Origin of the sequence: Paracoccus sp. TOH, from assembly GCF_030388245.1 — a bacterium.
Taxonomy (GTDB): domain Bacteria; phylum Pseudomonadota; class Alphaproteobacteria; order Rhodobacterales; family Rhodobacteraceae; genus Paracoccus; species Paracoccus simplex.
On record NZ_CP098360.1, the window covers coordinates 1,966,445 to 1,978,903 of the forward strand.

11 protein-coding genes are annotated in these 12,459 nt (G+C 66.9%); 8 read left to right on the top strand and 3 right to left on the bottom strand.

Annotated elements, in window-relative coordinates; translation table 11 throughout:
- Positions 1–20: 20 nt before the first annotated feature.
- The 4 genes from NBE95_RS09805 to NBE95_RS09820 all read left to right on the top strand — a co-directional run bounded on the left by NBE95_RS09805 (position 21) and on the right by NBE95_RS09820 (position 4,662).
- On the top strand, positions 21–1,502 hold the full coding sequence (locus tag NBE95_RS09805) for a nucleobase:cation symporter-2 family protein (protein WP_289893706.1): 1,482 nt from the start codon (positions 21–23) through the stop codon (positions 1,500–1,502).
- A complete protein-coding gene (locus tag NBE95_RS09810; RefSeq protein WP_289893707.1) occupies positions 1,502–2,845 on the top strand; it encodes an 8-oxoguanine deaminase in 1,344 nt (447 codons plus the stop codon). Before NBE95_RS09805 ends, NBE95_RS09810 begins: the two co-directional genes overlap by 1 nt.
- A 16-nt stretch (positions 2,846–2,861) precedes the next feature.
- The gene (gene uraH, locus NBE95_RS09815; protein ID WP_289893708.1) at positions 2,862–3,212 is read left to right on the top strand and encodes a hydroxyisourate hydrolase; all 351 of its coding nucleotides are present in this window, start codon (positions 2,862–2,864) and stop codon (positions 3,210–3,212) included.
- A 202-nt stretch (positions 3,213–3,414) separates the two neighbouring features.
- A complete protein-coding gene (locus NBE95_RS09820; protein ID WP_289893709.1) occupies positions 3,415–4,662 on the top strand; it encodes a urate hydroxylase PuuD in 1,248 nt (415 codons plus the stop codon).
- Between the two features lie 9 nt (positions 4,663–4,671).
- On the opposite strand, the gene NBE95_RS09825 is transcribed toward NBE95_RS09820, so the two are convergent.
- Together NBE95_RS09825 and NBE95_RS09830 are read right to left on the bottom strand one after the other, a co-directional pair.
- Positions 4,672–5,019 (bottom strand): hypothetical protein, encoded by a 348-nt coding sequence (locus NBE95_RS09825; protein WP_289893710.1) that lies wholly within the window; start codon positions 5,017–5,019, stop codon positions 4,672–4,674.
- 139 nt (positions 5,020–5,158) lie between these two features.
- On the bottom strand, positions 5,159–6,055 hold the full coding sequence (locus NBE95_RS09830; protein ID WP_289893711.1) for a LysR family transcriptional regulator: 897 nt from the start codon (positions 6,053–6,055) through the stop codon (positions 5,159–5,161).
- A gap of 117 nt (positions 6,056–6,172) precedes the next feature.
- On the opposite strand from NBE95_RS09830, the gene xdhA reads away from it, so the two are divergent.
- Genes xdhA through guaD form a run of 4 tightly spaced genes read left to right on the top strand, consistent with a single transcriptional unit; the run spans position 6,173 to position 11,932 of the window.
- Entirely contained in the window at positions 6,173–7,618 is a 1,446-nt protein-coding gene (gene xdhA, locus NBE95_RS09835) for a xanthine dehydrogenase small subunit (protein WP_289893712.1), read from the top strand.
- The gene (gene xdhB, locus NBE95_RS09840) at positions 7,615–9,927 is read left to right on the top strand and encodes a xanthine dehydrogenase molybdopterin binding subunit (protein ID WP_289893713.1); all 2,313 of its coding nucleotides are present in this window, start codon (positions 7,615–7,617) and stop codon (positions 9,925–9,927) included. Before xdhA ends, xdhB begins: the two co-directional genes overlap by 4 nt.
- The gene (xdhC, locus tag NBE95_RS09845; protein WP_289893714.1) at positions 9,924–10,667 is read left to right on the top strand and encodes a xanthine dehydrogenase accessory protein XdhC; all 744 of its coding nucleotides are present in this window, start codon (positions 9,924–9,926) and stop codon (positions 10,665–10,667) included. The genes xdhB and xdhC overlap by 4 nt, the downstream gene beginning before the upstream one ends.
- Positions 10,655–11,932, top strand: a complete 1,278-nt coding sequence (guaD, locus tag NBE95_RS09850) for a guanine deaminase (protein ID WP_289893715.1) — start codon at positions 10,655–10,657, stop codon at positions 11,930–11,932. Before xdhC ends, guaD begins: the two co-directional genes overlap by 13 nt.
- Positions 11,933–12,006: 74 nt before the next feature.
- On the opposite strand, the gene NBE95_RS09855 is transcribed toward guaD, so the two are convergent.
- Positions 12,007–12,345: a hypothetical protein gene (locus NBE95_RS09855; protein WP_289893716.1), complete on the bottom strand. Its 339-nt coding sequence runs from the start codon at positions 12,343–12,345 to the stop codon at positions 12,007–12,009.
- Between the last annotated feature and the right edge of the window lie 114 nt (positions 12,346–12,459).

A 12,459-nucleotide genomic window follows, 5' to 3' on the forward strand; every position in this document is an offset into this window, starting at 1 on the left:
ACTAGGGAGGTATAGGACGAATGCAAGCCATCGACACCAGCCCCGGATTCGACCCGGTCGAGGAGCGCATCGCCGCGCCTCGGCTGCTGGCCCTGGGCTTCCAGCATGTGCTGGTCATGTATGCCGGCGCCATCGCGGTGCCGCTGATCGTCGGCCGCGCCCTGCAGCTTTCGCCGCAGGACGTGGCCTTCCTGATTTCCGCCGACCTGTTCGTCTGCGGCATCGTCACCATCATCCAGAGCTTCGGCGCCACGCAATGGTTCGGCATCAAGCTGCCGGTGATGATGGGCGTCACCTTCGCGGCCGTGGGGCCCATGGTCGCCATCGCCTCGGCGAATCCCGGACAGGAGGGCGCGCGGATGATGTTCGGCGCCATCATGGCCGCCGGGCTGATCTCGATCTTCTTCGCGCCGCTGGTCAGCCGGCTGCTGCGCTTCTTCCCCAGCGTCGTCACCGGCACGGTGATCCTGGTGATCGGCGTCAGCCTGATGCCGGTGGGCATCAACTGGATCTTCGGCCTGCCGGTCGGTCCGACCGCGCCCAAGCTGGTCGATCCCGCCGCCCAGGCCTGGCTTGACGCCGCCGTTGCCGCCGGCGGCGTGCCCGAGGGCGTCAAGCTGATGCCGACCCTTGCCAATCCCGAATACGCCTCGCTGCCGCGCATCCTGATCGGCATCACCGTACTGGCGGCGATCCTGCTGATCGCGCGCTATGCGAAAGGCTTCGTGGCCAATATCGCCGTGCTTCTGGGCATCGTCATCGGCGGGCTGCTGGCCGCGACGCTTGGCATGATGCATTTCGACGGCATCGCCGAGGCCGCCTGGTTCGCGCCGATCAAGCCCCTGCATTTCGGCATGCCGATCTTTGACCCGGTGATGATCCTGACCATGCTGCTGGTCATGTTCGTGACCATGATCGAATCGACCGGCATGTTCCTGGCGCTTTCCGACATCTGCGGCCGCCGCATGACGCCCAAGGCGCTGTCGGCCGGGCTGCGCGTCGATGGTCTGGGCACCGCCATCGGCGGGCTGTTCAACACCTTCCCCTATACCTCCTTCAGCCAGAATGTCGGGCTGGTGGGCGTGACCGGCGTGCGCTCGCGCTTCGTCTGCGTGGCCGGCGGCGCGATCATGATCGTGCTGGGCCTGATCCCCAAGATGGGCGCGCTGGTCGAGTCGTTGCCGACCACGGTGCTGGGCGGCGCGGGCCTGGTGATGTTCGGCATGGTCGCCGCGACCGGCATCCGCATCCTGTCGACGGTGGATTTCAAGGGCAACAAGCACAACCTGTTCATCGTCGCCGTCTCGCTGGGCCTCGGCATGGTGCCGATGATCGCGCCCGACTTCAACCAGTGGCTGCCGCATTCGCTGCATACGCTGATCCATTCCGGCATCCTGCTGGCCGCGCTGGCCGCCGTCGGGCTGAACTGGTTCTTCAACGGCGCGCCGCATGCCTCGGACGAGGAAATCGCCGCGGCGGCCCATGCAGCGGAGGCACATTGATGACCAAACGCCTGCTCATTCGCGGCGCCGAGGTGGTCGTGACCATGGACGGCGCCCGGCGCGAGATCGCGGGCGGCGACGTGCTGATCGACGGCGGAGTGATCTCCGCCGTCGGCACCGGCCTAAGGGCCGAGGGTGCCGAAGTGGTCGAGGCGCGGGGCTGCGTCGTCACCCCCGGGCTGGTCAACACCCATCACCACCTGTTCCAGACCCTGACCCGGGCGGTGCCGGCGGCGCAAGACGCGGCGCTGTTCGGCTGGCTGCGCACGCTTTATCCGATCTGGGGCCGCATGACCCCCGACGACATCCGCCTGTCCACCCGGATCGGTCTGGCCGAACTGGCGCTGTCGGGCTGCACCTGCTCGTCGGATCACCTGTATCTGTTTCCGAACGGGTCGCGGCTCGACGACAGCATCGAGGCGGCCGCGGAAATCGGCATCCGCTTCACCGCCACCCGCGGCGCCATGTCGATCGGCGAGTCGAAAGGCGGCCTGCCCCCCGACGCGCTGGTCGAGGATGAGGCCGCGATCCTCAAGGATAGCGAGCGCCTGGTCGCCGCCTTCCACGACCCCGGCCCCGGCGCCATGGTGCAGGTCGGCCTCGCGCCCTGCTCGCCCTTCTCGGTCAGCCGGGAACTCATGCGCGATGCGGCGATCCTCGCCCGCGAAAAGGGTGTGCGGCTGCACACCCACCTGGCCGAGAATGACGAGGACATCGCCTATTCTCTGGAAAATTTCGGCATGCTCCCCGGCGATTACGCCGAAAGCCTGGGCTGGACGGGCGAGGATGTCTGGCACGCGCATTGCGTGAAACTGTCCGAGAAGGAAATCGACCTCTTCGCCCGCACCGGCACCGGGGTCGCGCATTGCCCCTGCTCGAACGCCCGGCTCGCCTCGGGCATCGCCCCGGTGCGCCGGATGCGCGATGCCGGCGTGCCGGTCGGCCTCGGCGTCGACGGCTCGGCCAGCAACGACTGCAGCCACCTGGGGCTCGAGGCGCGGCAGGCCATGCTGGTCGCGCGGCTCAAGGACGGCCCGGCGGCGCTTGGCGCCCGCGAGGCGCTGGAAATCGCCACGCTCGGCGGCGCCCGGGTGCTGGGCCGCAGCGACATCGGCGCGCTGGAACCCGGAAAACGCGCCGACCTGGTGCTTTGGGACGTCTCGGAACTGGCCGCTGCCGGTCAATGGGATCCGGTCGCAGCACTGGTCTTCTGCGCACCGATCCGGCCACGCGCGGTCTATGTCGAGGGCCGCGCCGTGGTGCAGGATCACCACCTGCTGACCGCCGACCCGAATCGCTTGAACGAACAGGCCCGCGCCGCCATCGCCCGGCTCGCGGATTGACAAGGAAAGGAAGACAATGTCCGGCTATCTGACCACCCATGTGCTCGACACCGCCAACGGCAGGCCCGCAGAAGGCATGCGGATCGAACTCTACCGCCTCGATCCCGAGCGCCGGCTGATCGCCGAGACCGTCACCAACCACGACGGCCGCACCGACAAGCCCATCCTGCCCGAGACGGAATTCCGGACCGGCGAATACGAACTGGTGTTCCATGTCGGCGCCTGGCTCGACGGCATCGGCCATCAGGCGGCAAAGCCCCGTTTTCTCGACCAGGTGCCGCTACGCTTCGGCATGTCCGAACAGGACCATTACCACGTCCCGCTGCTGATCTCGCCCTATGGGTTCTCGACCTATCGCGGCAGCTGAGCCGCGGGCCTTTTCGCCGTTTTCCAAATACCCTGGGGGTGAAAGGCCCCCGGGGCCTGAGGGGGCAAAGCCCCCTCTTTTCATTTCCGCCAGGCCCGGCGAAGGATTTTCAACGCGCCGTTAAGACAGCAAGGGGAAATGCGTGAATACTCGCAACCCCGCGAAGCGGCTAGTCTTTCGCCAGCTAGACAGGAGACAAAGTATGTCCGATTTCGCCGTCATTTGGGATTGGCTGGCCTTTGCCATCCGCTGGACGCATGTCGTCACCGCCATCTGCTGGATCGGCTCGTCCTTCTATTTCGTCGCCCTCGACCTGGGTCTGCGCAAGGTGCCTGGCCTGCCGGCGGGAGCGCATGGCGAGGAGTGGCAGGTCCATGGCGGCGGCTTCTACCACATCCAGAAATACCTGGTCGCGCCCGAGCGCATGCCCGAGCATCTGATCTGGTTCAAATGGGAAAGCTACATGACCTGGATCTCGGGGGCGGCGCTCTTGATGGTCACCTATTGGGTCGGGTCCGAGCTGTTCCTGATCGACCCCGCCAAGATGGAGTTGGCGCCCTGGCAGGCGATCCTGATCTCGGCCGGTTCGCTGTCGATCGGCTGGCTGGTCTACACGAACCTGTGCAAGTCGAAGCTGGGCGAGACCCCGACCCTGCTGATGCTGCTGTTGTTCGTGCTGCTGATGGCGATGGGCTGGGGCTACAAACAGGTCTTCACCGGCCGCGCCACCATGCTGCATCTGGGCGCCTTCACCGCCACGATCATGACGGCGAACGTGTTCTTCATCATCATGCCGAACCAGCGCATCGTCGTCGCCGATCTCAAGGCCGGGCGTCCCGCTGATCCGAAATACGGCAAGATCGCCAAGCTGCGTTCGACGCATAACAACTACCTGACCCTGCCGGTGGTGTTCCTGATGCTGTCGAACCACTATCCGCTGGCCTTCGCGACGGAATACAACTGGATCATCGCCGGGCTGATCTTCCTGATGGGCGTGACCATCCGTCACTTCTTCAACACCATGCATGCCGGCGGCGGCATGAAATGGTGGACCTGGGCAGTGACCACGATCCTGTTCGTCATCGTGATGTGGCTGTCGACCGCGCCGATGTTCCGCCAGACGCTCGAGGAATCCGAGGCGCGCGTGCTGACCCCCACCCAGCAGGCCATGCTCGACACGGCCGGCTGGGAGGATGCCTACAACGCCGTCATGGGCCGCTGCTCGATGTGCCATGCCAGGGAGCCCTCGTATGAGGGCATCCATACCGCGCCCAAGGGCGTGCTGCTGGAGACCCCCGACGACATCACCCGCGCCGCGCGGGAAATCTACATCCAGGCCGGCGTGACCCATGCCATGCCGCCCGCCAATGTCAGCTTCATGGAGCCGGAGGAACGCCAGGCGATCGTCGACTGGTATCGCAGCCTGCCCAGGACCTTTGCGCTGAACTGACCGGCGGGGTTACTGGCCCAGCGCGTGCCAGACGCCGCCGACACCGTCCCCCGCCATGTCGCCGGCCTTCTTGTCGCCGGCGAAGTAATAGGCGGGCTTGCCATCCAGCGCCCATTGCCGGCTTCCGTCCGTGCGCTCGACCATGGTCCAGCCCTCGGGTTTCGTCTCGCCCTGCTGCGCCAGATAGGGCGGCCATTTCACCGCGCAATCCTCGTAGCAGGCGGATTTCCCGCCGACATCCTTGTCGAAGCTGTAAAGCGTCATTCCGTTGTCGCCGGTCGCGACGCCCTGCGCCTGCGCCGCGCCAAAGGGCAGCAGGACCATGCCCGCCGCCAGCCAGCCATAAACCCGTTTCATGATCGACCTCCCTGCCCCGCAAGGCATCTGGCGGCCGTTTCGGATTGCGCACCAAGATCGGACGCAGTCCCGGCGGCCGTGATGCATTCTGGACCCGCGGCGTTTCGCCGTCGCTTCACATTTCAGCGACGGCCGGGCGTCACGCGAACACCCCCCGCGTCTCGCGCGCGATGAAATCGGCGAACAGCCGCACCTTGGGATCCTGCAGGCGCCGGTGCGGGGTCAGCACCCCGAACTGCGAGGGGATCGGCGGATAATCCGGCAGCACCTCGACCAGCCGGCCCGCAGCCAGATGCTCGGCCACCTCGTAGCGGGGGCGGTTGACGATGCCCCGGCCCCCCAGCGCCCAGCTGCTCAGCACGTCGCCGTCGTCGGCATCGAACTTGCCGTTCACCAGCAGCTTCTGCGGCCCCTCGGGGGTCTGCAGCACCCAGTAATATTCCGGGCTGCGCGGATAGCGCAGCAGCAGGCAGTTATGCGCGGTCAGATCCTCGGGGCGCTCGGGGCGGCCGTGCTCGTCCAGATAGGCCCGGGTCGCCACCAGCGCGCGCCGGCATTCCGCGATGCGTCGCCATTTCAGCGCCGAATCCTGCGGCTCGCCCAGGAAGAAGGCCAGGTCGATGCCGTCGGCGATGATGTCCACGTTGCGGTCCGACAGCCGCAGCCGCACCTCGACGCCGGAATATTCGTCGCAGAATTTCGGCACCAAGGGCGCGATCAGCCGCCGCCCCAGCCCCAAAGGCGCCGTCACCCGCAGGGCGCCATGCGGCATGCCGGAAAAGCCCGACACCACCGCCTCGGCCTCGTCCAGCGTCTCGATCACCCGGCGGGCATTGTCGTAGAAGGCCCGCCCCACCTCGGTCGGCACCAGCTTGCGGGTGGTGCGGTTCAGCAGCCGCACGCCGTAGCGCGTCTCCAGATCCTTGATCCGGTTCGAGGCGACGGCCGGCGACATGCGCAGGTCGCGCCCGCCTGCGGTGATCGAGCCCAGTTCGACCACGCGGACAAAAACCCGTAGACTTTCAAGATATGGCATGGATTCAACCCGCCTCTTTCAAGGAATCGCTGAAAGTCTTATGCTCAATCCGAGATTTCGCAAAGAGCAATTCGCATCTAGGCTTTTCCCATACCCAGCCATCCGAGCGAGGACCGAATGGGCCAAGAATTGCGCTTTCTTCTGAACAATACCGAGATCCGCCTGACCGAGGCGGGCTCGCGCGACACGCTGCTGGACTTCCTGCGGCTGAACCGTCGCCTCACCGGCACCAAGGAGGGCTGCGCCGAAGGCGATTGCGGCGCCTGCACCGTGCTGGTCGGCCGCCTGCACCAGGGCCGGCTGCATTACGAGCCGATCAATGCCTGCATCCGCTTCCTGGCCTCGTGCCACGGCTGCCATGTCGTCACCGTCGAGCATCTGCGCGGCGCCGATGGCGGGCTGCACCCGGTCCAGGCGGCCATGGTCGAGCATCACGGCAGCCAATGCGGCTTCTGCACGCCGGGCTTCGTCATGGCGCTTTACGGGTTGTGGATGCAGAACCCGCAGCCCGACATGCTGGCCATCGAGACGGCGCTGCAGGGCAATCTCTGCCGCTGCACCGGCTACGAACCGATCGTGAAAGCCGCCTTCGCCGCCTCGGAAGCCGGCGGGCAGCACATGGACGCGCTGGCCGTCGAGCGCGACCGCGTCACCGCCGCGTTGCAGGCCATCCCGGCCGAACGGGTCGAAGTTTCGCGCGGCGAGGACCGCGCCATCCTGCCGGCCGATGCCGCCGACCTGGCGCAGGTGCTGGCCGAGAACCCCAAGGCCACCATCGTCGCAGGCGCCACCGATGTGGGCCTGTGGGTGACGAAATTCCTGCGCGACATCTCTCCCGCTGTGTTCATCGGCCATCTGCAGGATCTCAAGCAGATCGAGCTCGCAGAGGGCCGCGTCACCATCGGCGCCGGCGTGACCTATACCGAGTTCGAGCCCTTCCTGCGCGAACATTTCCCCGAAGCGGTGGATTACTGGCTGCGCATCGGCGGCTGGCAGGTCCGCAATGCCGGCACCATCGGCGGCAATGTCGCGAACGGCTCGCCCATCGGCGAGACGCCGCCCCTGCTGATCGCGCTGGGGGCCACGCTGCGGCTGCGCGGCGCCGAGGGCGCGCGGGAATTGCCCATCGAGGACTACTTCATCGAATACGGCAAGCAGGACCGCCGCCCCGGCGAGTTCGTGGAAGCGATCACCGTGCCGCTGAAGGGCAAGGCGCGCATCGCCGCCTACAAGGTCAGCAAGCGCCACCATGCCGACATCACCGCCTCGGCCGCCGCCTTCCGGGTCGAGACCGACGGCGCCACCATCATCGACGCCCGCGTCGCCTTCGGCGGCATGGCCGCGACGCCGAAACGCGCCACCCAGGCCGAGGCGGCGCTGAAGGGCCAGCCCTTCACTGCCGAGACCTTCGAGGCCGCGGCCAAGGCCGTCGCCAATGACTTCCAGCCGCTCAGCGACTGGCGGGCCAGCAAGGAATATCGCCAGCAACTCGCCGCCAATTTCTTCCGCCGCTTCTGGCTTGAACAGTCCGGCGCGGAACACCGCCTGAGGAGGGTCGAATGAAACAGGACGTCTTCGTCAAGGGCGCCGCCCATACGCCCATCATCCACGATTCCGCCATCAAGCACGTCACCGGCAGCGCCGATTACACCGACGACCTGATGGAGCCGGTCGGCACGCTGCACGGCTATCTGGGGCTGTCCTCGGTCGCGCATGGCCGGATCACGGCGATGGACCTCGACGCGGTGCGCAAGGCGCCGGGCGTCCATGCGGTGCTGACGGCCGACGACATCCCGGGCGAGAACGACATCAGCCCGACCGGGCTGCATGACGAGCCGGTCTTCGCCTTCCCCGAGGTGCAGTTCGTCGGCCAGCCGATCTTTGCCGTGGTGGCCGAGACCCGCGACCAGGCCCGCCGCGCCTGCCAGCTGGCCCGGGTGGAATACGAGGAACTGCCCTTTGCCATCGACGCGATCAGCGCCCGCGACGCCGGCATGGGCTATGTCACCAAGCCGCTGAAGCTCAAGCGCGGCGACATGGCCGAAATGGACCGCGCGCCCCGCCACCTTTCCGGTCGGCTGACCGTCGGCGGGCAGGAGCATTTCTACCTGGAAAGCCAGATCGCCTTCGCCATCCCGGGCGAGGATGACGAAGTGATCGTCAACACCTCGACCCAGCACCCCAGCGAGGTGCAGCACATGGTCGCCCATGTGCTGGGCGTGCCGTCGAACGCGGTGGTGGTGAACGTGCGCCGCATGGGCGGCGGCTTCGGCGGCAAGGAATCGCAGATGAACGGCTTCTGCGCCATCGCCGCCCTGGCCGCGAAGACGCTGAAGCGCGCCGTCAAGATCCGCCCCGACCGCGACGACGATTTCCAGATCACCGGCAAGCGCCACGATTTCGTCATCGACTACGCGGTGGGCTATGACGAGACCGGCAAGATTCACGCCGTCGATGCCGATTTCTATGCCCGCTGCGGCTTTTCCTCGGACCTGTCCGGCCCGGTGACCGACCGGGCGCTGTTCCATGCCGACAACGCCTATTACTATCCGGCGGTCGAGCTGCGCAGCCATCCGATGAAGACCAACACCTGCTCGAACACCGCCTTCCGCGGCTTCGGCGGCCCGCAAGGGGTGGTGATGGCCGAGCGCATCGTCGAGGATATCGCCTATCAGCTCGGCCGCGACCCGCTGGAGATCCGCAAGCTGAACCTCTACGAAAACGGCCAGCTCACCCCCTATCACCAGGAGGTCGAGGACCAGATCCTGCCGCGCATCTTCGAGGAGCTGGAGGCCAGCAGCGACTATCACGCCCGCCGCCAGGCGGTGCTGGACTGGAACGCGCGCGCCGAACGCGAAGGCGGCGCCATCCGCAAGGGCATCGCCCTGACCCCAGTCAAGTTCGGCATCAGCTTCACCGCGACCTGGTACAACCAGGCCGGCGCGCTGATCCACATCTATTCCGACGGCTCGATCCACCTGAACCACGGCGGCACCGAGATGGGCCAGGGCCTGAACACCAAGGTGGCGCAGGTCGTGGCCGAGGCGCTGGGGGTCAGCATCGACCGCATCCGCATCACCAAGACCACGACCGAGAAGGTGCCCAACACCTCGGCCACCGCCGCCTCCTCGGGCTCGGACCTGAACGGCATGGCGGCGCTGGACGCCTGCCGCCAGCTGATCGAGCGGCTGACCGGCTTCGCCGCCGAGGCCAGGGGCGTGCCGCCGGAACTGGTCAGCATCGGCGAGACGGTGCAGATCGGCAGCGAGAACATGCCCTTCGCCGATTTCATCAAGACCGCCTATCTGGCCCGCATCCAGCTTTCGGCGGCCGGCTTCTACAAGACGCCCAAGATCCACTGGAACCGCGACACCGGACAGGGCCGGCCGTTCTATTACTTCGCCTATGGCGCCGCCTGTTCCGAAGTCTCTGTCGACACGCTGACCGGCGAATATGTCATCGAGCGCGCCGACGTGCTGCATGACGTGGGCCGCAGCCTGAATCCCGCACTCGACAAGGGCCAGGTCGAGGGCGCCTTCGTGCAGGGCACCGGCTGGCTGACCAGCGAGGAACTCTGGTGGGACCAGAAGGGCCGGCTGCGCACCCACGCCCCCTCGACCTACAAGATCCCGCTGGCCTCGGACCGACCCAAGGTCTTCAACGTCGCGTTGGCCGACTGGTCGGTGAACCGCGAGGCGACGATCAAGCGCTCGAAAGCGGTGGGCGAGCCGCCCTTCATGCTGGGCATCTCGGTCTTCCAGGCGCTGAACATGGCCGTGGCCTCGTTCAACGGCTACCGCGAAAACCCGCGCATCGACGCGCCCGCCACTCCCGAGCGCGTGCTGATGGCGATCGAGCGGCTGCGGCCATGATCCGGGTCGAGATCACCCGCACGCGCGGCTCGTCGCCGCGCGAGAAAGGGGCGGCGATGTTCGTCACCCCCGAGGGTCTGACCGGCACCATCGGCGGCGGGCAACTGGAATACATGGCCATCGACCGCGCCCGGCAGATGCTGGCGCGCGGCGAAGCCGCCGCCCGCATGGACGTGCCCCTGGGCCCCGAGATCGGCCAATGCTGCGGCGGAAGGGTCGAACTTTCCCTGACCCGCGTGGCCGAGGCCCCCGCCGGCCCCGAATATCCGCAGGTGCTGATCTTCGGCGCCGGCCATGTCGGCCGGGCGCTTTCCAAGGCCCTGGCGCTGCTGCCGCTGCGCCCGATCCTGATCGACCAGCGCGCCGCCGAACTGGCGCAAGCCACAGGCGAGACCCGCCTGACCCCCCTGCCCGAGGCCGAGATCCGCCAGGCATCCTTCGGCACCAGCCACATCATCGTCACCCATGACCACGCGCTGGACTTCCTGCTGGCGGCCGAGGCGCTGCGCCGCCTGGACGCCCCCTATATCGGCATGATCGGCAGCCGGACGAAACTGACGCAGTTCCGCCGCTTCGCCCGCGCCCAGGGGCTCGACACCGACCGGCTGACCTGCCCCATCGGCGCCGGCTATTCGCGCGACAAGCGCCCCGAGGTCATCGCCGCCTTCACCGCCGCCGAGATCATCGGCCGCCTGACCCAGACCATTTCTTCGTTGAACAAATACCCATGCGACAGCTGATCCGGGGGCGCACGCTCTCCTTCCACGCCGACCCCGCCGAGGCCGAGAACGCCTTCACCTATCACGAGGATGGCGCCATCGTCACCGAGAACGGCAAGATCGCCGCCATCGGCGATTACGCCAGCCTGCGCGACCCCGCCCTGCCGGAGATCGACCACCGGCCGCACCTGATCCTGCCGGGCTTCATCGACACCCATATCCATTTCCCGCAGGTGCAGGTGATCGCCAGCTGGGGGGCGCAGCTTCTCGACTGGCTCAACACCTATACCTTCCCCGAGGAATCGCGCTTCGCCCAACAGGGCCACGCGCCGGCCATGGCCGAAAGGTTTCTCGACCTGCTTCTCCAGCACGGCACCACCACCGCCGTCGCCTTCTGCTCGGTGCATCCGCAATCGGCCGAGGCGCTGTTCCAGGCCGCCGAGGCGCGGGGCATGGCGATGATCGCCGGCAAGGTGATGATGGACCGCAACGCCCCCGAGGCGGTGCTGGACACCCCGCAACAGGGCTATGACGACAGCAAGCGGCTGATCGAGACATGGCACCGCCGCGGCCGCCAGCGCTATGCCATCACCCCGCGCTTCGCCATCACCTCGACGCCCGCGCAGATGGCGATGACCGGGCAACTGGTGCGCGAGCATCCCGATTGCCACATCCAGACGCATCTGTCGGAAAACAGGGACGAGATCGCCTTCACCCTCAGCCTTTATCCGCAGGCGCGCGACTATCTCGACATCTACGAGACCTACGGGCTCCTGTCCGAGAAGCTGCTGCTCGGCCATTCCATCCATCTGGAACCGCGCGAGATCGCCCGCATGGCCGAGACCGGCTCGCGCGCGGTGTTCTGTCCGACCTCGAACCTGTTCCTCGGCTCGGGCCTTTTCGACGAGGCGGGGCTGCGTGCGGCGGGCGTGGTCAGCGGCATCGCCACCGATGTCGGCGGCGGCACCAGCTATTCCATGCTGCAGACCCTGAACGAGGGCTACAAGATCCTGCAGTTGCGCGGCCAGAAACTGCACCCGTTCGCGGCCTTCCACTGGGTCACGCGCGGCAATGCGCTGGCGCTCGGCATGGCCGACAGCATCGGTACGCTGGACCCCGGCACCGATGCCGATCTGGTGGTGCTCGACAGCCGGGCCACGGCGGCGATGGCGCTGCGCATGGAGCGCGCCGAAACGCTGACCGAAGAGCTTTTCATCCTGCAGATCCTCGGCGACGACCGCGCCATCGCCCAGACCTATGTGGCGGGAAGGCCCATGCTGGGGTGAGGTGGCAGTAGCTGCTGCCAAAAAAGGGGAAGCCTGCGCAAGGGCCTCAAGGGGAATTTCTCCGGCGGGCTGATCTACACCAGCAGATCGGCCGCATCGCTGCGATCGCAGATGCGCGCGCTTCGGCCCGCCGGGACGATTCCGCCCGCATCAAGCCGGAGGCTTTCCCAGTCCTTGCGCACCCTGATCCCCAAGTTGCGAAAACTGATGAAGCGGTCGTGAAATTCCTGCCGGTCTGTCGCCGTCAACCGCACCTGATCACCGCCACGCGGTCTGCGGATCCGGCGGACGGGTAAGCCCATCCGCCGGATGAACGCCGCCAGTTCCGCAGTGCGCAACCCTTGAGAAGTGGCGAAGACAGCCAGCGAAATCGCCTCGCCCTGCTGTCCGACATGGCCGAAATTGATCAGCACCGAGGCAAACCCGGAGCCGTTCGATCACCTCGGGAACCGTCAGCTTCAGCCTTGATGCGGCCTCCGTCAGGCTGCACCAGCCATGCATCGCGACATAGCATCACTCCACCGCTG